Origin of the sequence: Sporosarcina pasadenensis (genome assembly GCF_047228845.1) — a bacterium.
Lineage (GTDB): Bacteria > Bacillota > Bacilli > Bacillales_A > Planococcaceae > Sporosarcina.
In genome coordinates this window covers 234,167-259,100 of record NZ_JBFEGM010000002.1, presented here as the reverse complement: position 1 = coordinate 259,100, position 24,934 = coordinate 234,167, and the positions used below count along the sequence as shown (strand labels likewise).

Sequence of the window (24,934 nt, the reverse complement as noted above, 5' to 3'; positions counted from 1 at the left end):
TTCCAACTAAATGAAAGGATGGTTCAACTGACTACTCAACAGACACGTTTCAATATGGATGTGACCGGCGAGATGCCGGCAGGTACGGAGGAAATCCTAACGCCGGAAGCGCTTGAATTCCTTTATTGTCTACACGAAAAATTCAATGGACGGCGACAGGAATTGCTTGCAGCGCGGGAAGTGCGGCAACGCCGATTCGATGCTGGCGGGAAGCCCGGTTTCCTTGAAGAAACGAAGCATATTCGCGAAGGGGATTGGACGGTGGCGCCGATTCCACCCGATTTGCAGGATCGGCGGGTTGAAATAACGGGACCTGTCGACCGGAAAATGATCATTAATGCACTGAATTCCGGAGCGAAAGCGTTCATGGCGGATTTTGAAGATGCGACTTCACCGACTTGGTCGAATATGATCGATGGCCAGCTCAATCTGAAAGATGCTATAAGAGGTACAATTTCGTTCGAACAGGCATCTACTGGAAAGAAGTATGTTTTGAATGAAGAGACGGCCGTTTTAATGGTGAGAGCACGCGGCCTGCATTTGGACGAAAAGCATATTCTCATTGACGGTGAGCCGATGGCGGGTGGGTTTTTCGATTTCGGACTTTATTTCTTCCATAATGCGAAGGAATTGCTGGAGCGAGGCACAGGGCCCTATTTCTATTTGCCGAAGCTCGAAAGTCATTTGGAAGCAAGATTATGGAATGAAGTATTCGTCTTCGCACAGGAAAAGCTCGGAATTCCAAGTGGTACGATCAGAGCAACCGTATTAATTGAAACGATTCCTGCTGCTTTCGAGATGGATGAAATTCTCTATGAATTGCGCGATCACATAACAGGATTGAACTGCGGGCGGTGGGATTATATTTTCAGCTTCATTAAACGGCTGCGCAGCCAACCGGATGTCATTTTGCCGGATCGCGGTCAAGTGACGATGACGTCGCCTTTCATGAGGGCTTATACACAGCTTTGCATCCAGACGTGCCATAGGCGGAATGCGTTTGCGATGGGCGGGATGGCGGCCCAAATTCCGATTCGCAACAACCCCGAAGCGAATGAAGAAGCATTCCGGAAAGTTGCTGAAGATAAACGCCGGGAAGTGACGGACGGACACGACGGAACGTGGGTCGCTCATCCGGGGCTCGTCTCGGTCGCGATGGCTGAATTTGATGAACATATGGCAACGCCCAACCAAGTTCATCGGAAACGGGAAGATGTGCAAGTGACGGCGGAGGATTTGCTGGAAGTGCCGATCGGGACGATAACGGAGGAAGGATTTCGGATGAATTGCAGTGTCGGCGTCCAGTATATCGCTTCGTGGTTGAAAGGGAATGGGGCGGCTCCGATCAATCATTTGATGGAAGATGCGGCAACCGCGGAAATTTCCCGTTCCCAAGTATGGCAATGGATCCGTCACCGTGAAGGCAGACTGATTGATGGCAGGGACATCGATATTGAGTTATTTAAAAACGTATTTGCTGATGAAATGAAGAAGTTAAGGGAAGCTGTCGGGGAGAAGGAATTTCGTTTTGGCAAATTCAATGAGGCGGCCGATCTGTTCGTCGAATTGACGCTCCAAGATGATTTCGAGGAATTTCTCACGTTGCCTGGATATCAAAAATTATCATAGGAAAAGGAGGAGGTTCATTATGCAAAAGACTAATGAAATGCAAAAGTCGAAAAAATTCTGCCGGGAATGCGGTTGCGAAATCGTAGAGAAAGTTGAATCCCTGCTCTATGAATGCGAACGCTGCATCGGCAAGCATAAGGAGTAAAATGTGGCCCGTCTCCCTATAATGGGAGCGGGCTTTTCCTTTTTCAATCAGAATAGAGGGTTCCATCCCACCTATGGCGAATGATGATGATATGATGGAAGTGATAATAAACGTAAAGGGGATGTTGTTATGCGAAATGTAGAGATGCTATTAATTCCTGGTCCGACGCCTGTCATCGATTCGATATATGACGCGATGGCAAGTGAAACGAGAGGACATACCGATCCTCGGTTCGTCGAGATTTACAAGCGTTCCATCGAGCGGACCCGTGAAATGCTGAACACCGATGGGGAGGTATTCGTCATCGCCGGTTCGGGGACGATCGGAATGGAAATGGCGCTCGTCAATACGGTTGGTGCCGGAGAGCGGTTATTAGTTATCAGTCACGGTTATTTCGGGGATCGTTTCATCCAGCTTGGGAAGGCGTTCGGAATTGAAATCGATGTCCTTCAAGCCGAATGGGGGAAACAGGTTGCACCTGAAGAAGTGGAACGTCAACTAGCGGAGCGTACATACAAGGCGGTGACGATTACGCACGCCGATACGTCCACGGGAGTGGCGGCAGACTTGGATGCGTTAGTTCCGATTGTGAAAAAACACGGTGCGCTCGTCATTTTGGACGGTGTTTGCGCAACTGCTGCGATGGAAGAGGATATGAGCAAGGAGTATGGCGGCGAAGGCTATACGATTGACGTCGTGCTGACCGGCTCCCAAAAGGCGATCGGCGTTCCACCGGGACTGGCGATTGTCGCGTTCAATCAAACTGCATTGGAAGCACGCAAACAGCTCGGACATATTCCGGCTTACTATTGCGATATTGAAAACTGGATTCCAATCATGCATGATCCATCCAAATATTTCGCGACGCCTCCAGTGAACCTGATCTACGCCTACGATGAAGGCATGAAACTCGTCCTAGAGGAAGGCTTGGAAAAACGATATGCGAGACATACGGCATTTGGACGCGGCGTTCGCGCTGCACTTCATGAATACGGCATGGAGCCGTTGGCGGACGAAGAAGTTGCCGCATCGACATTAAGCTGCATCCTTTATCCGGAAGGTGTAGATGACGCAGAATTCCGGGCCGCTTTGGCGAAAGAAGGACTCATCGTTGCAGGCGCGTTAGCTCATTTGGCAGGCAAAGCATTCCGCATCGGCCATATGGGCAACACAACGCCAGAAATGCTCATTTCTGCAATTGAAAAGATCGGTGCAGCATTGAAAGATGTCGGGCATGATGTATCGATCGAGCAAGCCGTCCACCGCTTCAAAGAAGCAACGGAAACACTCGTCAAATAAAACAGCACCGCCCTATTCTCTGTATGGGACTAGGGCGGTTTTCGTTTTTTGACCAGCCGGCACCATTCCTCAATCTCCCCACAAACTTTTCAACACTTTGACAGCTACATCCGGCACATCCGTGAAAATCCCGTCCGCACCGATTTCGATCATGCGCCGGATTTCCTTTTCTTCATTCACGGTGAACGGATGGATATGCAAGCTCTCACCGTGTACAAGCTCCACTAATTCTTCCGTAACGATCGTTTTATCGACACCAATGCCGGACGCGTACTCCGCGACTTTCTGTAAACGTTTTTTCGTTAGCATCGTTTCATTTTTCGCAGAATACAGTTGTATAAGCGGAATAGCCGGCTCCTGCTCATGTATCTTCATTAAAGAATTGGCATTGAATGATTGCAGGATCACTTTCGGCATTTCTGCTTCTTTTAAAGGTAACAGTCCGAACTCCCGCAGCTGTCCAAGCAAGGCTTCTTCGACTCCAGGGTAGGAGGCGGGCGTCTTCAGTTCGATATAGTAATTGACGTCATCTTGGAAATACGAAAAAATCTCCTCCGTACTGACGATTCGCAGCGGATCGATGCTTTCAGGGAATGAAACCGTCAACTTCCCATCATATTCGGACTCACGAAGAACGCTCTTCAACTCCTGAAAATCCACTTCAGCGACCGTCTTTCTGCCATGCGGCAAATGAACAAAAGGGTCGTGCGTGGAAACGAGCTCCCCGTCCTTCGTCATATGTACATCCAATTCAATATAATCGGCCTTCATTTGCACCGCTAATCCGTAGGAAAGCAAGGAATGCTCCGGCGCGTAGGCGGAAGCCCCGCGATGAGCGATAATCAAAAATTCATCATCCGGCAGAGAGGCCGCAATCGATGCTGTAGAACATGCCGAAAGAAGAATGAGCAGGATTAGAAGAATCGCTTTTTTCACGAATGTTTCCTCCTAGAACGTAAAGTGATTGTAAAATATGAGAAAAAAGGAAGGATAATGACATCTTTTATCGAAGTATGTTATTATAAACTATTTTCTGATTAATATAAAATCGGGTGGAAAGGAATTTGATCGATGAAAAGAGTAGAACTGATAGATGTCTCAAAATCATACGATAAGCAAGTTGACGTTATATCCAATATAAACGTAACGATTGAACCGGGCGAGTTTTTTGTCCTCGTCGGCCCTTCAGGTTGCGGGAAGAGCACGATGCTCCGGATGATTGCGGGACTGGAGGATATTACGGGAGGGACATTGAAAATCGGGGAGAAAGTCGCCAATCATCTATCTCCCGATAAACGCGACCTTTCCATGGTCTTTCAAAACTATGCACTTTACCCGCATTTGTCGGTTCAGCAAAACATTACGTTCGGCCTCGATGTGAAGAAGATGAAGAAGGAGGAGCAACGGAAAAAAGCAGTAGAAGTGGCGGAAATGCTAGGTTTGACAGATTATCTCGATCGTAAGCCGCGCGAGCTTTCCGGCGGACAGCGTCAACGCGTAGCCCTCGCCAGAGCAATCGTCAGTGAAACGCCGATCTGCCTGATGGATGAACCCCTCTCCAATCTTGACGCCAAACTGCGTGCACATATGCGCTCGGAAATTAGAAGGATTCAAAGGAGCCTCGGCATTACGATGATATATGTCACCCATGACCAAGTGGAAGCGATGACGATGGGCGACCGGATCATGATCCTCCATGAAGGGAAGATTCAGCAAATCGGCAAACCGATCGACATATACAACTACCCGGCCAATCCATTCGTCGCGACGTTCATCGGATCGCCGCCGATGAATCTGGCAAAAGCCGAGTTCAATTCTTCAACATCCGAACTCGTTATCGGCAATGATTTGCGTTTGAACATTCCAACTGATGAAATTGGAAAACTCCCGAATACATCTATGACAGTCGGGGTAAGACCTGAAAATCTCCATCCGGTAACGCCACAAACAAAGTCGGGTGACATATTCCACGTGGAAGTGACGAATGTGGAAATCCTCGGGAATGAAACCGTCTTTTCATTCAAATTGGGCGCGGAGGAATGGATGGCGAAATGGAGCGGCCAATGGCATATCGACATCGGCGACCGTTTGCCCGTCCGCATGGAATTCCAGTCATTGTCCATCTTTGACGAACAGAACGGTGAGCTAATTAAAAAGACAATTGACTACGGCAATTATGTTACGCAGCAAGAGGTGTCGTCATGACACGGATTGCAACATTCTGGCGAAAGTCCGTTGACGGCCGGACAGCTGCGCTTTATTTATTGCCATCGATCATACTATTTTCCGTTTTCATATTTTATCCGATGTTCCGGACAATCTATTTGAGCTTTTTCCTGACGGATCAAACGGGCAATGCCGCCATCATGGTCGGGTTTGAAAACTTTCAATACTTGCTTGGCTCATCCGAATTCCAAAATAGCATGAAAGCGACGGGGCTTTTCGTATTGTATACCGTTCCAATCACGATTATCCTGGCGCTGTTCTTTGCATTACTCGCAAATGAAAAATTGAAGGGCATCGGATTTTTCCGGACTATGTATTCATCGACGATGGGTATCTCTGTCGCTGCCTCTTCCGTCATCTGGCTTTTCATGTTCAACCCGAGCATCGGAATGTTCAACCGGTTGCTGAGTGTTTTCCATTTACCGCAAATCCAGTGGTTGCTTGATCCGGAATGGGCATTATTATCCGTGTCAATTTCAACGATCTGGATGAATATCGGTTTTTCATTCCTCATCCTACTAGGTGGTTTGCAAAACATCGACGAACATCTTTACGAGAGTTCAAGAATCGATGGTGCAGGCTATTTCTATCGATTGAGACGCATCACATTGCCGATGCTGTCGCCTACGCTGTTCTTCATCATTACGATTTCCCTCATCAATGCGTTCCAGACGTTCGGCCAGATCGATATTTTGACGAAAGGCGGACCTTCCCAGTCGACGAACTTAATCGTCTATTCGATATACAGGGAAGCGTTCATCAACTATCAGTTCGGCACCGCGAGCGCGCAAGCCGTCATTTTATTCCTCATCATTTTGATTGTCACCATCCTTCAATTCAAATTGGGTGAAAGGAAGGTGCATTATCAATGAAAATGGGGCTCCCTCAAAAAATATGGATCTATTTCCTGTTAATCGTCACATCGGCATTTGTTTTCTTTCCGGTATTGTACGCATTCATGATTTCATTCATGACGGGGCCGGAGATCATCCAAGGAAAGTTTTTTCCGGAATCGATCAGTTTTGAAAACTATAGCAAAGTGTTCAGCCGGTTACCGTTGCTGAATTATTTACTGAACAGTTTCATCGTCTCGGTAAGCGTTATGCTCGGCCAACTCGTTGTCTGCAGTCTTGCTGCATATGCATTCGTGTTCTTCAAATTCAAAGGAAGGGACTTCATCTTTTTTCTGTTCATCTCGACGATGATGATCCCTTGGGAAGCGACGATGATTCCGAACGTATTCACAATCCGCAAGCTCGATTGGTTCAATACGTATCAAGGGCTCACATTGCCATTTTTCGCGCTCGCGTTCGGCACTTTCCTGCTTCGCCAACATTTCCTTACAATCCCGAAGGAGCTGCATGAAGCCTCCCAAATTGCAGGTTTGAGCAGATTCCGCTTTTTCTGGCGGGTCGTCCTGCCGGTTTCAAAAACAAGCCTCGTCACGTTGGGCGCCTATGGCTTCCTAACGACTTGGAATATGTATTTATGGCCGCTGCTTATTACGACAAACCAATCGGTGCGTACCGTACAAATTGGTCTGAAGCAGCTGCAGTCCCAAGAAATCGCAACCGAATGGGGGGTGGTCATGGCAGGGGTGATCGTAGTCATCATACCGACGCTGCTTTTGTTGTTCATCGGACAGAAGCAACTGCAAAAAGGGTTATCTCAAGGTGCATTAAAATGATTGATTCGATTAATTAAAAAGGGGTGCATGGGAAATTGAAGAAACTAATCACTTCATCTTTGTTTTGGATACTGATACTGGCTGTTGCCATTTTGACGGCTTGTACGAACAGCGACAGCAGTAAGGAAACGAATAAGCCAGCGGCGAATGATCCAACTACGAAAACAGAAGGAAGTAAGGACGACGGCGCTGCTGCGACTGTCGAAAAAGTATCGATCGAATTTTGGCATTCGATGTCAGGTACCGGCCAGGAATCGATCGACGCCATTGTCAAAGGGTTCAATGAATCCCAAGACAAATACGAAGTGAAGGCGGAATTCCAAGGATCCTATGAAGAATCGTTGACGAAGCTTCGCGGCGTCGGCGGCACGAAAGATGCCCCTGCCATCACGCAAGTGTTTGAAGTCGGAACGAAATATATGATCGACAGCGGCTATATTGAACCGATGCAGAAATTCATCGATGAAGACAATTATGACCTCTCCCAGCTTGAAGGGAATATCTTGAACTACTACCGGGTCGATGGTGAGCTGTATTCGATGCCGTTCAACTCCTCCACGCCGGTTATGATCTATAACAAAGACGCGTTCAAAGCAGCAGGGCTGGATCCTGAGAAGGCTCCTGAAACGTTCTCTGAAGTAATAGACGCCGCGGCAAAGCTGAAAACGGATGACATGTACGGGTTTTCCATGCTGACGTACGGCTGGTTCTTCGAGCAGCTCGTCGCGACGCAAGGCGGCTTGTATGTGAATGAAGACAACGGCAGATCAGGTGATGCGACGGAAGCTTTATTCAACGGGCCTGAAGGGCTGAACGTGTTCCGCTTCCTCGATACGATGAACAAAGCGGGCACTTTCGGGAACTTCGGAACGAACTGGGATGACATCCGCTCCGCATTCGCAACGGGCAAAGTCGCCATGTATATGGACTCGTCCGCCGGTGTAGCGGGCGCTATTAAAAACGCTCCATTTGAAGTCGGTGTCGCTTACATTCCGCATGCGGATGAAGTCCAACGTAACGGAGTCGTCATCGGCGGAGCTTCGTTATGGATGTCTAAAGGAATTGCAAAGGAAGAGCAGGAAGCGGCTTGGGAGTTCATGAAATACATGACGACGCCTGAAGTACAAGCGAAATGGCATCTTGACACAGGATACTTCGCCATCAACCCTGCTGCGTACGAAGAGCAGAGCGTAAAAGATAAATGGGCGGAATTCCCGCAGTTCAAGGTGACAGTGGATCAGCTTCAAGATACGATTCCTGGACTCGCAACTCAAGGCGCGCTCATTTCCGTCTTCCCTGAATCAAGACAGCAGATCGTAACAGCTTTGGAAGAGCTATACCAAGGCAAGGATCCGCAAGAAGTGCTTGATAAGGCTGCGGAAGGAACGAACCGGGCGATGGAAATCGCGAATAAGACGAAAAAATGAGTAATGGCTGTCCAGTGATCGAGTTCCGATTACTGGACGGCTTTTTTGGGATTGAATCTAATGAATTTTGAGTGAATGATAATTCGGTCGTGTTTCCAATTATGGTATTATATAGACTGGGAGATTAAGAGAAATGGTTTTACGTGCATCATTGCACTTAAAATAATATCAAAAGTAGGGGAGATGGAACGATGTCTTTCATTCGAAAAGCGGGAATGTGGTTCGCTATCATGGCGCTCACATTCAGCGGTTTTTCAACGTCTGTCGCAAAAGCGGCAGGGGCTCAAGACGTGACACGCGGGGAATTCATTTCAGCCGTAGTGGAAGCGCTTGAACTTGAATTGGGTGATGGAAGCACGACTGCATTTACGGATGTCAACGAAACGTTGGCACCGATCATTGAAGCTGCACAACAGCACGGCCTTATAAAAGGCGCCACTTTGACTGAGTTCAGACCTGATCAGAAGTTGACTCGCGAGCATGCGTTTCTCATCGCGTCCCGTGCGGTGAAGTCGGAGGAAACGTATCCGGTCACGTTATTGGACCGCTTCAAAGACAAAGCTGACTTCAAAACGGATGAACCTGAAGAACTGGCGAAAAGCGTCGGTTTGAACCTGTTCAGAGGGTATGAGGACGGTACGGCGAAGCCGCAGCAAATCGTGACTAAAGGCCAGGTGAAAAAGATCATTGATCGTTTGCTAGCAGTGTATAACGCTGCACCTGAAGTGGACGAAACGAATAAGGACGCTGTCGCTTTGCGCATTCTCGGCACGAGCGATTTGCATACGAACTTTGTAAACTATGATTACTATCAGGACAAGCCGACAAATGAATTCGGCTTGGCGAAAACGGCTCTTCTAATAGAAGCAGCACGTGCCGAAAATTCGAACAATCTCTTATTCGATAATGGGGATTTGATTCAAGGAACACCGCTCGGCGGATATAAAGTGTCCGTCGATCCGTTGGAAAAAGGAGAGCTTCATCCGGCAATGGCAGCTCTGCAGGCGCTAGATTATGATGCCGGCACTTTAGGGAACCATGAGTTCAACTATGGACTCGATTATTTGGATCTTGTATTGGCGGAAGCACCATTTCCGGTACTAAACGCCAACGTCTATGATGCGGAAACGGGCACGAACCGTTACACGCCGTACGTCATTATGGAGAAGGAAGTTGTCGATGGCAATGGAACAACTCACGAGCTTAACGTGGGCGTTATCGGTGTTGTCGCACCAGGCATCATGCGTTGGGACCGCTCACATTTGGAAGGGAAAGTGACTGCGGAAGATGCTGCGGACACTGTTGAAAAATTCGTCCCTGAAATGAATGAGGCAGGCGCGGATATTATCGTCGTCCTATCCCACTCAGGCATGGGAGATGAAATCCATACGAAAGGGGAAGACGATGTCGTCTATCAAATTTCCCAAATCGATGGAGTCGACGCAATTTTGACCGGCCATAACCACTCCGTATTCCCGGGTGATTTTGCCAATCTGAAAAATGTTGACAGTGAAAACGGTACCGTCAACGGAACACCTGTCGTCATGCCGGGCAAATTCGGAAGCCATTTGGGCGTCATGGATCTCGTTCTTGAAAAGGACGGCGACAGCTGGAAAGTGGTAAGCGGAAAAGGTGCTGTCCGTGAAATCGATTCAAAATCAGACGCAGTTTCGGAAAAAGTCATCGAGGCTGTGAAGGAAGCGCATGAAGGCACAATCGAGTATGTCCGTAGCCCTGTCGGTAAAACGACATCCGCAATTACAAGCTACTTTTCATTAGTGAAAGATGACCCTTCAATCCAAATCGTTACGAACGCTCAGAAATGGTATGTCGAAGAGCAATTGAAAGGAACTGAGTATGAAAGCTTGCCGATCCTTTCCGCGGGAGCGCCATTTAAAGCGGGCGGACGCAATGGGGCAAACTACTACACTGAAATTCCTGCAGGCGAGGTTGCCATTAAAAACGTCGCAGATCTTTATGTGTTCGACAATACGGTGAATGCGCTCGTCATGACAGGCGCAGATGTGAAGGAATGGCTTGAAATGTCAGCAGGTCAATTCAACCAGATCGACCATGCTTCAACTGAACAGCAGAATTTGATCAATACCGAATTCCGCACGTACAATTTTGACGTAATCGATGGAGTGACGTATCAAATCGACGTCACACAACCAGCGAAATATGATTATGCTGGAAAAACGATCAATGCGGAAGCAAATCGGATTGTTAATTTACAATACGATGGCAAGGAAATCAATCCGGAACAGAAATTCATCGTCGTCACGAACAATTACCGTGGCAGCGGAAGCTTCCCGGGTGTCATTAATGCATCCGATAAAATCGAATATGCATACGAAAACCGAGAAGCAATCATGGATTACATGATCGCGCAAGAAACGATCGACCCATCGACCGATGGCAACTGGAAGTTCGTTCCGATCGAAGGCGATGTAAAAATCGTATTCGAAACGTCGGCAAAAGCGAAGGACTTCATTCCGACAGAAAGCGGAATCGAATTCGTCGCACCGACAAAAGACGGCTTCGCCAACTTCTCAATCCAATTGAAATAATTGCTGAAAAAGAGTAGGGGAAATCCCTGCTCTTTTTTATTTCATCCATCCTGCGTCCAGGTAACAGCGAGTGATCATAAATTAAACGCAAGCCATTCCTACAAAGTCTCTTTCCTCCTACCTACAATTGTTCAATCAGATTAAATTACCGGATTGTGGGTAACGTAATGGTAAGACATCAAAGAGGAGGAGCTGTTCATTATGGAGGACAACCGTTTTCAAACAAAGCCAAATGATGAAAAGGGCGAAGCATTCACAGGAATGCCGAATGCCAAGCAATTCCCTGATTTAGAGCCCGAACAAGAGGCGGAGAAGCAAATGGCGCAGTTCCAGAATTCAACGCAATGCAGAGAAATGCCGACGGATAATAAATGGGAAAAATAATACTGAGACCTATGATTCGTTCTAGCGAAGCATAGGTTTTTTCTATCTTCCATATTTTAGAATGTTGGAGTATAGTGAGAAAGAGACTACTACTTTATGACTGGGGATAGTTGTTTGAAACGTTTTGCTATATTGACCATAGCATGCAGCTTTTTATTGACAGGGTGTATTCAGAATGAGGAAAAAGTCAGCCGTCCTGACAACTTTGCGATGCTTGACAGCAATCCGCAGGAGATAAACCTGACCGTAAAATCGTCCGATATTACAGTTGGGATGATAGGGGACATCCTATTGCATTATCCGCTCTATACATACGACAACTATGATCTCTCATTTAGTGCCGTGAAAGACGAGATGACCGGCATCGATTTTTTGCTTGCGAACCAAGAGTCATTGCCGGGTGGAGTGGAGCTCGGATTGTCCGGCTATCCGCTCTTCAATAGTCCTAAACATATTATCAGAGATTTAAAAGCGAACGGAGTCGATCTGCTATCCATCGCAAACAACCATACGCTGGATCGGAACGAGGGCGGTTTAATGAAGGCGCTTGGCCATATGAACGAGTATGGAATGCCGTACGTAGGAGCATATGAGTCTGTAGAAGATCGTGAAACAAAGCGTATCTTCGAAGTGAAAGGCATACGCATCGGCATATTGGCATACACATATAGTTTGAACGGACTTGCGATTCCGAAAGGAAAAGGCTATTTAGTTTCATTGATAGATAAAGTCCAGATGGAAACAGACATTAGGGAAATGGAAGAGGAAGCCGATATAACGGTCGTCTCGATCCATTGGGGCGATGAGTATGCGTTGCAGCCATCCGGGCGGCAAGAGGAGCTCGCTGAATGGCTTTCGTCCGAAGGCGTCGATATCGTTTTCGGCCACCATCCGCATGTGTTGCAACGCTATGCGAAAATCGGCAATACTTCAGTGTTTTATTCGCTCGGGAATTTCTATTCCGCCCAGCAATTTGATTCTACGAATATCGGAGGCATTGCAAAAGTGCAAATTTCGACCGTTGAATTGGCGGGAAAACGATTTATGGAAATGGGGAAATCGACTTTCTTTCCGACTGCTGTCATTCGTGACGAGAAAAGAAGATTTGTAGTCGTACCATTAAAAGATGCACGTATTTATAATCGTTTTGATGAAGAATGGGCGATGGACCATGTCGGCCTTCTGTCTGAATGAAAAATGCCTTCCGCGCAAATTTGTGCGGAAGGTATTTTTGATAGCTTATTCGGCTTTTTTCACTTGCTTCGTATTATAAATATAGTTCGAAACGATTTTTGCAGCTTGTTGTTTCGTTGTAAATTGCTCAGGCATGAACTTACCTTCATAGCCCGACGCGATTCCTAGCTCATGCAACATGGAAATCGCATTTACCGTGTCATCTGCGTATTTGCCGAAGTCGGAATAAGGCGCTTTCGCCGCAGCCGTATACTTTTCACCAGTGTAGTTTTCAAATGCACGCTCAAGGATCAATGCGAATTGTGCACGTGTCACCTTGTCGTTCGGATTGAATTTACCTTCATTGCCTTTGACGATGCCATTTTCGTAGGCAGCTGCAATATCAGCTTTCAATTCGTCGGACAGTCCGTTAAGATCTGAGAATGGCGCTTGACCTTCAGCTTTCAATCCATTCGCTTTAACGACCCATGATACCATTTCAGCGCGAGTGATTTTTACACCCGGCTTGAAAGTCGGTTCTTTTGTCAAAATGTCACGGTAATAAAGATCTGAAATGTATTGGTATGACCAGTTATTAAGGGATACATCCTTGTAAGGGACTGTTGCGATGATGCGCCCTTCAAGGCCGGTTGTAACGTTGCCTAACGACTTAATGTGATTAGCAAGGTTCTCCCAGTCACTGAATCCTGGTTCGCTTGCGCGTCCATCCTCATATGCTTTGCCGAGAGCTACAAAGCCATCTCCGCCTTTAGCAGTGAAAACGTTTGTTGCTGCTTTGTACATCTTGTCCGCTTCGACTTCTTTACCATTGATTTTCAATGAAACGATTCGTTTGCCCGGATCTGCTGTACCGTCAAAGACGACTTGCATGCCAGCGACGTGAAGGAAGCCACCGCTTTCTTTCGGGTAATCCTTAACGGAATGCTCGAATGTTTCACGCAGTTCAGCTCCGGACAATTCCATGATCGCAAGGCTGTTGCCGAACGGAAGGACAGTGAGGACCTCTCCATAAGTTACTTCACCCTTGTTGATGGAAGTACGGATGCCGCCGCCGTTTTGGAACGCAATGGCAACTTCCGGATCGACTTCTTTCGCTTTTGCAAGCATTCCATCTGTGATAATGTTGCCAAGATTCGTTTCACCTGCACGGACGCCGCCCAAGTCGCGCAAGCCGCTTAGGAACACATCGGCAACTCCTCCAGTCGGGGAGTTTTTGATCGCTCCGACCTTATCAGCGTATGGCTTCAGCATTTCTTCGGCTTCAGCGTCTTTTTCCCCTTCTTTCGTGTCGACTTCATGAAGCACTCCATTGTACTCTTTGATAACTCCATTTTCATCGAATGTAATATCCAATTGTCCTAGGAATTTCTGATGTTCATTTGCTTGTACAATGACAACAGGTCCTGCTTCTCCCTCATGGACAAACGGTTCATCCAATTTGGAATGAGTATGCCCACCGACTATAATATCAATGCCCGGGACATTTGCTGCGAGCAATTTATCATTATCAATAGCATCGCTATCGTTGAAGCCTATATGTGTCAAGGCGATGATTTTGTTGACGCCCAACTCTTCGAACGCTTCAACTGCTGCCTTCGCTTCAGTGATGTAGTTTGTGAATTTTATTTCTTTAGGACTGGAAATATCGACAGTTTCTTCAGTCGTCAAACCGAAAATACCGATTTTTTCCCCATCCACTTCCTTTACAATTCCGTTAAAGATTTTGCCGTTTTCAGGCTCAGCTGTCACTTCACGAAGTTGAAGGTCTTCGAAGTTGCTGTCGGCTGAGAAATCGACGTTCGCAGAAACGAATGGGAATTTCGCTTTCTTGATGAAGTCGGCAAGTCCTTTATGGCCGTCTTCTGAACTGCCTAAATCAAATTCATGATTTCCGAAAGTCATTGCGTCGTACCCAAAATAGTTCATGAATTCAAGGTCCGCTTGTCCTTGGAATTCATTGAAATAGAGGGAGCCCGAGAACACATCGCCCGCATGCAGCAATACATTATGCGGCACTTCCGCCCGTTTCGCTTTCAATAGTGCTGAGAAATAAGGGATGTTGTCCAACTGTGCATGGGTGTCATTCGTGTGGAACACCGTCATTGAGAAATCTTTTGACGCTTCTTCTGCGGAAACGGCAGCAGGAGTCATTCCTGCCATACTGAACAGCAACATGGATGCAGCCGCGCCTTTCATATACTTCTTTGACATAATGCACCTTCCTTTTATGGTTTTTTCTTCATCAATATTCTGATATAACTTACAAAGATGGAATAATGATGAAAACTCATTCATTTCAAGTTTATCATTATCATTATTAAAGAACAAATGAATTTTCCGTAAATTAATAGCTTCATAGAAAAAGCCGGAGAGAAGTGTAGGTCACTTCTTTCCGGCATAATTTCTTTATTGAACTGCGTAGTATTGTACAAGCCCTTGATAGATCGCTTCGGCGTACAGTTCCGCATATTGATCACTTGATAATTTCTTGAAATCATCAGGGTTTGTAATGAAACCAAGCTCGACGAGTACAGCAGCTACATTGTTATTCCGAATGACATAAAAGCGTTGGTCTTTTACTCCGCGATCAGCCATGTTGGCGTTTTTAACAAGATTCGTTTGGATCTTGCTTGCCAGTAGCTTACTCTCTGAAGCATTCGGATTCGTTGAAGAGTCATAGAAGACTTCCGCGCCTTTCGCTGCAGAAGAACCTGCCGCATTTACATGGATTGAAACGAATGTTTCGGCATAATGTTTCTTAGCGAATTCAGTACGTTGTTCCAATGTTAGATACGTATCATTTGAACGTGTCAGCAATACATTGGCACCAGCTTTTTTTAACTTGCCTTCAACTAGTTTAGCAACTTTCAATACAACAGTCTTTTCGCTTAATTTATTGCTAGTAGCGCCAGGATCTTTTCCGCCGTGTCCGGCATCAATGACAATTACTCGGTCCTTCAATGGGTTACCCGACTGGTTGAGGAGCTTCAAGTAATTTTTGTGTACATAGCCTGTACCGCTCTGTAAATTAATTTTGGCCCAGTTACCGTTTATCGACTCGACATTAACCTTTTGGTTGAGTGATAACTTTGCTACGATTGCGGATGTGCCGTCAGGTGATTTTCTAACGTTCAAAACACTTGTCGTCACTTTACCGATTAATCCAGTTGTAGGGGAGGGAGTGTTCGGCTCCTCCTCGGGTTCAGTGACTTCAGGCTCTTCCGGTTCCTCAGCAGCGACGTCATCATCGGATGGTGCTTGAGTTCCGACTTCAACCGTGTAACGGCTATGGATATATCCATTCGCTCCGTCGATCAGGACAAGCAGCCAATCGCCAGTCTGTCCGATAACCTCGACGATATCGCCATCTTTCAAACGATTGACGACATCACCTGTAACTGCCGGATGTGAACGGACATTTAAGTTGTCGCCGCCAGTTGCGACTTTTGCAAAATACGTTCTCGAAGTCTGTTCAGGCAATTTGACAGCTAGCTTATAGTTGTCATTCAAAGCACGTGCCACGAACAATGCGAATTGTGAACGGGTCAATAAATCATTTGGCAGGAATTTGCCTGCATCACCACGAGTGACGCCGCCATAATACAAGCCGTTGATTTCTTTTGCGTAAGCGTGGCCTTTCATATCAGTAAGCATGAGCGGCCGATCGACTGTTACGTTTTCTGATAGATTGAAAGCGACAGAGAGGGCATAGCCCATTTCAGCTCGCTTCAATTTCTCGTTCGGACCAAAGCTGCCATCAGCTTTTTTCTTGAAATAACCGAGTTCGACTGCACGGCTGGCAAATTCATATTGCTCTGTGCCAGGCTTCAAGTCTTTGAACTGGATGGATGGCGTAGGCATGTCCTTTTTACCGGAAGCGATGACAAGCATTTTTGCTGCGTGTGCTCTTGTCAAATTGTTGCCGGGATTGAACTTGTCGGCTTTATTGACAATGCCGAGCTCCGCTATGTAATGTACTTGATCATAATATTCCTTGCCAGGTGAGATATCCGAGAATTTGAACTGCGCCGATGAATGTCCAGGGACGATGGAAACAAGAGCGAAAAACAGTAAAGCAACAGCTGCCCATTTAAACGTTTTCATGTTGTCCTCCTAAATTTGATGTAGATTAAGTTTACCAGTGTTCTCCATGTAAATCCATAGTAAATTTACTATTTTCATAGAGTTTTTTTGAAAAAAACCAGGTGTCCAATTAAACGGAACACCTGGCTTTTAGGCTATTAGTGGAGACGATCAAGGATCTTCTGGAATTGCTTTTCAGTCAACTTATCGTTGAGACCGAATGATCCATCTTCATATCCGCTAGCAATACTGTTATAGGCTAGTATATTGATATATTCATTAGCCCAATGTCCTGCAGGTACATCACTATAGGATGTATTGGCGGAACCTTGTAGATTAAAGGCTTCCACAATTATTTTTGCCATTTGTGCACGAGTCAATGAATCATCGGGATTGAATTTCCCGTCATTTCCGGAGAATAGTCCGGCATTTGCCACTTTCGTAATCGATTCGTATTGCGGATGATCCGCAGATACATCGGAGAAAGTTACATTGGAAGCATCCGCTTCAAGTCCAAGCTCTTTTACGAGCGTCTCTGCTATTTTAGCGCGAGATACATAGACAGGAGAAGTTTTTGTCGGTTCTTCGAAAGCAACTGTTTTTTCATGATTGAAATCCTTTATGCGACGAGCGCCTAAATAACGTTTGCCCCAGTAAGCGGGATCGTTGACGGAAGAAATCATGACACCCTTTGATGTCGAAGCATGGATGAACCTGCTGGAACCGATATAGATTCCGACGTGTGAAACTCTATTGCCAAAAGTGTTGAAGAAGACGAGGTCTCCCGTTTTAAGATCGCTTTTCTTAACAGCTGTTCCCATAGCAAACTGTTCGCCAGTCGATCTTGGTATTTTGATTCCTTGTTTTTTAAAGACGAATTGCGTATATCCTGAGCAGTCGAATCCGGAAGTGGTTGTGCCTCCATAGGCATATGGCGTTCCTATGTAGGTCCGCGCTGTACTGACGAGCGAAGTCGGTGAATTCGCTGAGGCCATGGCTGGTACGGACGTTGCTAACAAAAAGCATGCCAAAAAAGAGAAAAACAGTTTCTTCATCTGGTTCTCAAATTCCCCTTTCGCACGTTTACATACAGTGTGCTTTTATCTGAGAACATCCTACCATAGGTAAACCTTCATTTCGGTTACAGTTACATTACAATAACGTTACATTCCGCTGGCTTATGTCGAAAATGCGCTCATATCAACGTTTCTTAAAGGGTATTTTTGTAGGAAACACTTTTTGTAATGAAAAATTACTGTTATTTATCAATTTCCGTCATCTTTTTAGGTATTTCCCACTGTTTTCTGTAGTAGATAAAACGGTATATGACAGACGTGTTACAAAAATGAAAGGAACATACTTATGGTATAATCGTTAAATGTGTATAGAGTAAAGACTTACAATAGATGGGATGAGAAATAAATGCGCAGAATCGCAGTTTTCAGCAATATGTACCCTTCGGAGAAGCATCCGACGTTCGGTATTTTCGTTAAAAACCAAGTAGAGCTGTTGCGCTCAAAAGGAATTCAAGTGGATCTCATAGCAATCGATGAACCGGGGAAAGGGAAAGTCGCCACTATAAAAAAATATTTGGCGTGGTTCCTAAAATCGATCGGTTTCTTAATACGACATAAAAAACATCTATCATTGACGCATGCACATTACGCGTTTCCGACAGGGGTTCTTTCATTAATAGGAAAGAGGCTTTTCAGGATACCTTACGTAGTGACGGTGCACGGCGGCGACATCGACAAAATGGCTGCGAAAAGTGAGCGTATTGCGGGATATACAAGAAAGGTCCTGCAAGGCGCGGATGCAGTCATAACTGTAGGGGAACGATTGAAGAACGATGTGATAACAAAATTCGGAGTGAAGGAGGAACATGTCCATGTCATGAGCATGGGCGTGAATACGGAAATCTTCCAACCGATGCCGAAAGAGGAAGCCCGTAAACAATTGGACATCCCTCAAAACGAAAAACTTCTATTGTTTGTCGGCAATATGATTGAAGCGAAAGGCGTGCTTGAACTTGTCGATGCGTTCGACATCGTGCGCAAAGATCACCCGGAAGCGGCCCTTCATTTGATTGGCTCGAGTAAAGATGAACGGTTCATGGAAACGTTGGCGAAACGTATGCTGTCGAAAGATGTCCGGATTTCCCATCAAGAACCGCTACCGCAAAAAGAAGTGGCAAAATGGATAGCCGCCGCGGACGTATTCGTGCTTCCTTCCCATCATGAAGGGTTCGGACTCGTTGCTCTTGAAGCGATGGCTGTCGGAACAACGGTTGTCGGAACTGACGTCGGAGGTCTATCCTTCCTCCTTAATAATGGCGCAGGAATCCTCGTTGAACCGAAAAACCCTGAATCCCTTGCGGCTGGCTTGAAAGAAGGGTTGGAAGAGCCATCGGAATCAAGACGGAAAATCGCGGAAGAAAAAGTCGCCGAGCATACGTATGATGTCATCGCCGATAGATTAACTGCAATCTATGACGCTGTGTCGAAAGGAAAGAATGCAAAATGAGTAGAATGATGAAAATCATCGGCACAGTCGCCATTATAAATATCGTCGCCCGTATAATTGGCTTCCTGCGGGAAATGGTCATCGGGAACCAATTCGGGACATCCGCTGCGGCAGATGCGATAGCGACCGCGTATACGATACCGAATTTCATATATCTAGTCGTCGGCGGAGGGCTAACGACGGCTTTCATTTCTGTTTATCACTCCTCCAAAACCGACAAAGCGATTTTCGTCAGAAGAATGTTCACTTCGGTATTAATGACCGCAACGATTATTACGGTCCTTGCTGTCATTTTTGCAGAACCGTTATTAAAGACGACTTTTCCAGATCTAAAACCGAACCAATTTGAATTGACTTATCCGCTATTCCTATGGATGATGCCATCAACAATCATTCTCGTCCTTTCAACATGGATGAGCGGTTTATTGAATCTGAACGACAAGTTCAAGCTGTCGAGCATCGCAATCCTCGTCTACAACGCTGCATTCGTCATCATTTCCGCACCGCTCGTTAAATGGTACGGTCCGATGGCCTACGGAATCGGCGCATTATTAGGTGCGGTGCTCATGGGCGTCTTTTTATTCGCTGGAATCAAAAAGAGCAAGCTCTACTCGCTGAAACCTGCTTTTGGCAAGTCGGAAGATGTGAAGCGAGTATGGGTCATCGCTTTGCCGATCTTACTAGGTGGTGCATCGATGCAATTTTATGCATTTATTCATAGAATCGCTGCAACGGGATTGAGTGAAGGGACCATCTCGGCAGTCAACTACGCGTCCAAGCTGAGCAATTTCCCGCAGGCGATCATGATGACGGCTGTAACGACTGTCATCTATCCGATGTTGAGCAAGAAGGAAGGCGAAGGGGACCATGAAACAATTAAGAAACTGTATAAAAAAGGAATGCTCCTGCTTGCGGCATTAATTGCACCCGCAACTGCAGTTGCTTATTTCTTCGCGGATCCGCTCGTCCGTCTCATTTTCGAACACGGAGAATTCGACGAGTCATCGGTGTTAATTACAGTTCCGATTTTCAAGGTATTCGCATTGTCGATGTTCTTCCTCGCTGCGAATACGTACGTGACCCGTTTTTATTATGCAAAAGGAAATTCGATGCTGCCGGTCATCTTCAGCCTCATTAGCGTGCTCGGCATTAACATAGCAATCATCTATGCGCTTATCGATTCGCTAGGCGCGTCTGCAATCGCATACGGAACTGTCATCAGCTCCGCCATCAACCTGATTATGCTCGTCATCTACGCTAGGGTGAAGTGGAAGCTGTAAACAATACTTATATCCCGTCACGGCTCAGCTGTGTGCGGGATATTTTTTATCTGTTGTTCTACGCCGATTTAAGTTATTCTGAATAATAGAAGTAACTAGAATAGGAGAGATACCGATGTCCATTGAAAAACAAATAGGAGAATGGTTCGCCCATTTTCATGCACACCCTGAAATTAGCTGGAAAGAAGTCGAAACGACAAAAAAGATAGCCGAAATCCTTACGGAAATGAACGTGAAGCATCATACTTTCGATGATGTAACCGGCGTAGTGGCGGAAATCGGGGAAGGTGATCGGATCATTGCAGTCCGGGCCGATATTGACGCGCTCTGGCAAGAGGTGGACGGCGTTTCCCAGGCGAACCATTCATGCGGACATGACGCCAATATGTCGATGGTGCTCGGCGCACTCTCCTATTTACAGGATCAACAAATCGGGAGCCGCATCCGGTTCATTTTCCAGCCGGCAGAGGAAAAAGGGAACGGTGCAAAATCGATGATCGAAAGAGGAGCCATCGATGGTGTTTCCCATTTATTCGGCGTCCATCTCCGACCTCAGGAAGAGATCCCTTTCGGCAAGGTTTCACCAGCAATCCATCACGGAGCCGCGGTTTTCCTTGAAGGGAAAGTGAAAGGGATAGATGCCCATGGTGCGAGGCCGCAGCAAGGGAAAAATGCACTCGATCCGATTTTCGCAATTGCACAGTTCCTGAAGACGATTCATTTCTCGCCATATGAAGCGTATTCCGCGAAATTGACGAAAGTCCAGGCGGGCGGCGAAAGCTTGAACATCATTCCTGGGAATGCCGTGTTTGCCATCGATGTCCGAGCACAGGCAAACTCGGTTCTGAATGAATTGAAGGAACGCATCGATGCAGGAATCCAATCGATTGCACAGTTGCACGGCGTGGACATCGAATTGAACTGGTCGGACTATACGCCTGCTGCTGAAGTGTCCGAAGAAGCGGCTTTGATTGCGAAGGAAGCGATTTTGGAAGCAGTCGGGGAAGAGGCGTTTGCACCTGCGATCATCACGTCCGGAAGCGACGACTTCCATTTCTATACAATTCACAGGCCTGATCTGGAAGCCGCAATGATCGGGGTAGGAGCCGACTTAGGGCCTGGCCTTCATCATCCGGATATGACATTCAACCGGGATGCGCTTGATATAGGGGCGAAAGTGCTGGCAGCGACGTTGGCAAAAGCTTCATTACTGGAATAAATGTAAAAATTCCATCTAACGGAAAAGCTCCGTGAGATGGAGTTTTTTAATTGAACCTCTATTACATTTAATCGGAATAGAGTGATAATTAATTGCTAAATGCCCATAGTTAAGTATAATTAATAGTAGACTCCTTTTTTCATAGCGTCATCACCTCCATAAGAGCTCCATTGTCCTTCATAATTGTAAGCGCTTACGAGAAGGGGAAATGAAAAATGAGGGGGAACAACACATGAAAAGAAATCGCGTAAAAGTTCTATTGTTCATGTTGCTTGGTGCTTTGCTTGTTTTATCGGCATGTGGCGGGGGTGGAAAGAAGAATATTGCAATCGGTCCACCTGCTAGTGAAACGAACAATGTTTCCAAAATCATTTTGGGGGCATACGGGATTGATGATGGCGACTATAAGGCTTTCCAGGAAGGATTCGGGGCTGCAGCAGACGGGGTTCAGGACGGCAATATCGACATATCGATCGGAATTTTAGGTCTGCCTGCTGCTAGTATTGAAAGCTTGCAAGCGTCCACGGGAGATGTGAAAATGATCAGCCTCTCCGACGACGCGATTGCAAAAATCGAAGCAGAGTCGGGGTACAAACGTTTCACGATTCCGAAAGAGTCTTATGATTTTCTCACGGAGGATGTACAGACAGTAACAGCATATGCAATTTTAATGGGGAACACGGATACGATCGATGAAGAGCTCGGATACGAATTGGCGAAGAGCATGATCGAAAATGCGAGTGAAAATACACATGCGCAAGCAAAGCAGATGATTCTCGAAAACGCATTGAACGGGGCAGAAGGGTTGTTGATCCACCCAGGTGCTAAAAAATATTACGAAGAACAAGGATTGACGGTCAATAATGACGTGGCTGAACTAACAGCCGCACAAGGGAAACGGAAAACAGAATTGACACTTGGAACAGGGAGCCAAGGGGGTACGTATTATCCGCTTGGCGGAGAGATGGCGAACCTTTGGAATAAATACATCGACGGCATCAATGTGACGAATATGGAAACAGGGGCGTCCGTCGAAAATCTATCTTCCATCAGCAAAGGTCAGATGGATCTTGGAATGACCGTTCACGTGCCTGCGTTGAATGCATTGAATGGCAAAGCTGATTTTGAAGGGAACCCAGTGAAAAACGCAGCGTTCATCGGCCATATTTACCCAGAAGTCGTTCAAATCGTGACGAGGGAGAAGATGAAGATCAATGGCTTCGAGGACTTGAAATGAATACAGCCAAGTAAGCAGAAAGGCGGCGAAAAATGAAAGAACATAAGGTGGTAGATGCACAAGAGATTCTTGAAAAATATGACAAGGAAAATCAGTTCCGTGTAGAAATCGGCAAATGGGCGTACGTCGTAACCTTTCTCGCAGTCTCGCTGACCATCTTTCATTTATATACGGGGTCAACGAGCGTTCTGCCTTCACAGCAACAAGGGGCCATTCACCTTGGAACCGCTTTAGGAGTCATCTTCCTGCTCTATCCGGCAAAAAAGGAATGGAGGAAAACACAGAAGAAAGTCCCTTGGTATGATGTATTGCTAGCGTTTACTGCTATGTATGTGGCGTACCATAAAATATTTTTTTACGATACGATTCTCCAAAGCAGGGTGTCTGGCTATAGCTCATTGAATATCATCATTGCCATAGTTGGCGTATTGCTCGTATTGGAAGCGACACGAAGGACAGTAGGTCTTCCGATTGTCATCGTTGCGAGCGTCGCGATGCTATATGCAATGTATGGAAACCTTATTCCGACGCGCATCTTGTCGCATGAAGGATTTGCGCTCGACCGGACGATGACGAATCTTTGGTATCGCGAAAGCGGCGTATTTGGAACCCCGATACAGATTTCCGCAAAATTCATTTTCCTGTTTCTGTTTTTCGGGGTGCTTCTCGTCAATACGCCAATCGGAAGATTCTTCAATGATCTGGCGTTCTCGTTAACCGGGCGATATACAGGCGGAACGGCCAAAGCTGCCGTCGTAGCGAGCGCTCTTCAAGGAACGGTATCAGGCAGCTCTGTTGGAAATACAGTGGCGACGGGTAGCTTCACAATCCCGATGATGAAAAAAGCGGGATTCAAACCTGAATTCGCTGCGGCTACGGAAGCCTCCGCTTCGACTGGAGGCCAAATCATGCCTCCGATGATGGGAGCAGCTGCCTTCATCATGATGGAATACCTTGGCGTCAACTACTCAACTATTATGCTCGCCGCGCTCATTCCGGCGATCCTGTACTTTACGGGGATTTTCATCGGAACCCATTTCGAAGCTAAACGTTTGAAAATCCTCGGGTTGCCAAAGTCTGAACTGCCGGTGTTCAAGAAGATTTTTGTACGTGACGGTTACATGATCATTCCTCTTCTCGTCATCATCATTACGATCATGTCCGGCTTCACACCGCAACGTGCAGCATTGTTCGGGATCCTTTCCGCTGTGATCGTATGGATTTTCAATGCGTTTTTTAGAAAGGAATCGGAGTTCGGTATGAAGAGGGTCGTTTATGTGTTGGAGCAAGGAGGAAGGGTGGCGCTTCCAGTCATTTCAGCTGTCGCAACGGCAGGCATCATCGCAGGCGTTGTGAGCATGACAGGCCTTGGTGCAAAATTCGCTTCTGGCATTATCGCTCTATCGAACGGCTACTTAATATTGGCGCTCATCTTCACGATGATTGCATGTATCGTGCTAGGAATGGGATTGCCGACAACCGCCAACTACGTAGTAACAGCAACGATTGCGGCTCCGGCGCTCATCAACGAATTCGGCATCGCCCCGATTGCTGCGCATATGTTCGTCTTCTATTTCGGCATAGTTGCCGACATAACACCGCCGGTTTGCTTAGCGGCCTATGCGGGGGCTGGGATAGCAAAGGCGAATCCGTTCAAAACGGGGATGACCGCTGTCAAGCTTGCGATTGCCGCGTTCATCATTCCATTTATTTTCATCTACAACCCGATTCTCGTCTTTGTCGATGTCACTCCAGTGAAGCTCATACTTGGCATCGCAACCGCGTTGATCGGCATGATCGGAGTCAGCAGCGCCGTCATCGGATTCTTCGTACGGAATGCCCGCATATGGGAACGGATTGTCCTATTTGCCGGCGGTCTATTGCTCATCATTCCGGAGCTGACGACAAGCGCCATTGGACTGTTGCTTATTACAATCATCTGGTTTATTCAAAGAAGAAGACCGGAAGAGAAGCAATCTATTGAAGAAGTCGTCGCATAGGGGATAAACAAAAAGCTGACACCAAATAATT

General features: G+C 46.5%; 19 protein-coding genes. 15 read left to right on the top strand and 4 right to left on the bottom strand.

Annotated features, from left to right (window positions below; translation table 11 throughout):
- Positions 1 to 18: 18 nt before the first annotated feature.
- The 3 genes from aceB (at position 19) to AB1K89_RS04960 (ending at position 3,073) form a co-directional block, all read left to right on the top strand.
- Positions 19 to 1,629, top strand: coding sequence for a malate synthase A (gene aceB / locus AB1K89_RS04970; protein WP_413053686.1), 1,611 nt, complete (start codon positions 19 to 21; stop codon positions 1,627 to 1,629).
- Positions 1,630 to 1,648: 19 nt separating this feature from the next.
- Complete coding sequence (locus AB1K89_RS04965; RefSeq protein WP_413053685.1) at positions 1,649 to 1,774, top strand: YhfH family protein; 126 nt, start codon at positions 1,649 to 1,651, stop codon at positions 1,772 to 1,774.
- 129 nt (positions 1,775 to 1,903) lie between these two features.
- Entirely contained in the window at positions 1,904 to 3,073 is a 1,170-nt protein-coding gene (locus AB1K89_RS04960) for a pyridoxal-phosphate-dependent aminotransferase family protein (protein ID WP_413053684.1), read from the top strand.
- Positions 3,074 to 3,142: 69 nt separating this feature from the next.
- Here AB1K89_RS04960 and AB1K89_RS04955 read toward each other — a convergent pair whose 3' ends face one another.
- Positions 3,143 to 4,009: a glycerophosphodiester phosphodiesterase family protein gene (locus AB1K89_RS04955; RefSeq protein ID WP_413053683.1), complete on the bottom strand. Its 867-nt coding sequence runs from the start codon at positions 4,007 to 4,009 to the stop codon at positions 3,143 to 3,145.
- A 135-nt stretch (positions 4,010 to 4,144) separates the two neighbouring features.
- On the opposite strand from AB1K89_RS04955, the gene AB1K89_RS04950 reads away from it, so the two are divergent.
- From AB1K89_RS04950 to AB1K89_RS04920, 7 genes are all read left to right on the top strand, one after another.
- Positions 4,145 to 5,278, top strand: coding sequence for an ABC transporter ATP-binding protein (locus AB1K89_RS04950; RefSeq protein ID WP_413053682.1), 1,134 nt, complete (start codon positions 4,145 to 4,147; stop codon positions 5,276 to 5,278).
- Positions 5,275 to 6,171: a carbohydrate ABC transporter permease gene (locus tag AB1K89_RS04945; protein WP_413053681.1), complete on the top strand. Its 897-nt coding sequence runs from the start codon at positions 5,275 to 5,277 to the stop codon at positions 6,169 to 6,171. The genes AB1K89_RS04950 and AB1K89_RS04945 overlap by 4 nt, the downstream gene beginning before the upstream one ends.
- Positions 6,168 to 6,986, top strand: coding sequence for a carbohydrate ABC transporter permease (locus tag AB1K89_RS04940; RefSeq protein ID WP_413053680.1), 819 nt, complete (start codon positions 6,168 to 6,170; stop codon positions 6,984 to 6,986). The genes AB1K89_RS04945 and AB1K89_RS04940 overlap by 4 nt, the downstream gene beginning before the upstream one ends.
- 35 nt (positions 6,987 to 7,021) lie before the next feature.
- Positions 7,022 to 8,413: an ABC transporter substrate-binding protein gene (locus AB1K89_RS04935; protein WP_413053679.1), complete on the top strand. Its 1,392-nt coding sequence runs from the start codon at positions 7,022 to 7,024 to the stop codon at positions 8,411 to 8,413.
- A gap of 191 nt (positions 8,414 to 8,604) precedes the next feature.
- Positions 8,605 to 10,983: a bifunctional 2',3'-cyclic-nucleotide 2'-phosphodiesterase/3'-nucleotidase gene (locus tag AB1K89_RS04930; RefSeq protein WP_413053678.1), complete on the top strand. Its 2,379-nt coding sequence runs from the start codon at positions 8,605 to 8,607 to the stop codon at positions 10,981 to 10,983.
- A 201-nt stretch (positions 10,984 to 11,184) separates the two neighbouring features.
- Positions 11,185 to 11,367: a hypothetical protein gene (locus tag AB1K89_RS04925; RefSeq protein WP_413053677.1), complete on the top strand. Its 183-nt coding sequence runs from the start codon at positions 11,185 to 11,187 to the stop codon at positions 11,365 to 11,367.
- A gap of 114 nt (positions 11,368 to 11,481) precedes the next feature.
- Entirely contained in the window at positions 11,482 to 12,561 is a 1,080-nt protein-coding gene (locus tag AB1K89_RS04920; protein ID WP_413053676.1) for a CapA family protein, read from the top strand.
- Between the two features lie 45 nt (positions 12,562 to 12,606).
- On the opposite strand, the gene AB1K89_RS04915 is transcribed toward AB1K89_RS04920, so the two are convergent.
- The 3 genes from AB1K89_RS04915 to AB1K89_RS04905 all read right to left on the bottom strand — a co-directional run bounded on the left by AB1K89_RS04915 (position 12,607) and on the right by AB1K89_RS04905 (position 17,699).
- The gene (locus AB1K89_RS04915) at positions 12,607 to 14,772 is read right to left on the bottom strand and encodes a 5'-nucleotidase C-terminal domain-containing protein (protein ID WP_413053675.1); all 2,166 of its coding nucleotides are present in this window, start codon (positions 14,770 to 14,772) and stop codon (positions 12,607 to 12,609) included.
- A gap of 195 nt (positions 14,773 to 14,967) precedes the next feature.
- Positions 14,968 to 16,665, bottom strand: coding sequence for an N-acetylmuramoyl-L-alanine amidase (locus tag AB1K89_RS04910; RefSeq protein ID WP_413053674.1), 1,698 nt, complete (start codon positions 16,663 to 16,665; stop codon positions 14,968 to 14,970).
- A 137-nt stretch (positions 16,666 to 16,802) separates the two neighbouring features.
- Complete coding sequence (locus AB1K89_RS04905; protein WP_413053673.1) at positions 16,803 to 17,699, bottom strand: C40 family peptidase; 897 nt, start codon at positions 17,697 to 17,699, stop codon at positions 16,803 to 16,805.
- Between the two features lie 367 nt (positions 17,700 to 18,066).
- Between AB1K89_RS04905 and AB1K89_RS04900 the strand changes: the two genes are divergently transcribed.
- The 5 genes from AB1K89_RS04900 to AB1K89_RS04880 all read left to right on the top strand — a co-directional run bounded on the left by AB1K89_RS04900 (position 18,067) and on the right by AB1K89_RS04880 (position 24,903).
- Positions 18,067 to 19,167, top strand: a complete 1,101-nt coding sequence (locus AB1K89_RS04900; protein WP_413053672.1) for a glycosyltransferase — start codon at positions 18,067 to 18,069, stop codon at positions 19,165 to 19,167.
- Complete coding sequence (murJ, locus tag AB1K89_RS04895; RefSeq protein ID WP_413053671.1) at positions 19,164 to 20,447, top strand: murein biosynthesis integral membrane protein MurJ; 1,284 nt, start codon at positions 19,164 to 19,166, stop codon at positions 20,445 to 20,447. Before AB1K89_RS04900 ends, murJ begins: the two co-directional genes overlap by 4 nt.
- Before the next feature lie 115 nt (positions 20,448 to 20,562).
- Positions 20,563 to 21,666 (top strand): amidohydrolase, encoded by a 1,104-nt coding sequence (locus AB1K89_RS04890; protein WP_413053670.1) that lies wholly within the window; start codon positions 20,563 to 20,565, stop codon positions 21,664 to 21,666.
- A gap of 232 nt (positions 21,667 to 21,898) precedes the next feature.
- Positions 21,899 to 22,903 (top strand): TAXI family TRAP transporter solute-binding subunit, encoded by a 1,005-nt coding sequence (locus AB1K89_RS04885; protein ID WP_413053669.1) that lies wholly within the window; start codon positions 21,899 to 21,901, stop codon positions 22,901 to 22,903.
- A 32-nt stretch (positions 22,904 to 22,935) separates the two neighbouring features.
- Positions 22,936 to 24,903: a TRAP transporter permease gene (locus AB1K89_RS04880; protein WP_413053668.1), complete on the top strand. Its 1,968-nt coding sequence runs from the start codon at positions 22,936 to 22,938 to the stop codon at positions 24,901 to 24,903.
- Positions 24,904 to 24,934: the final 31 nt, after the last annotated feature.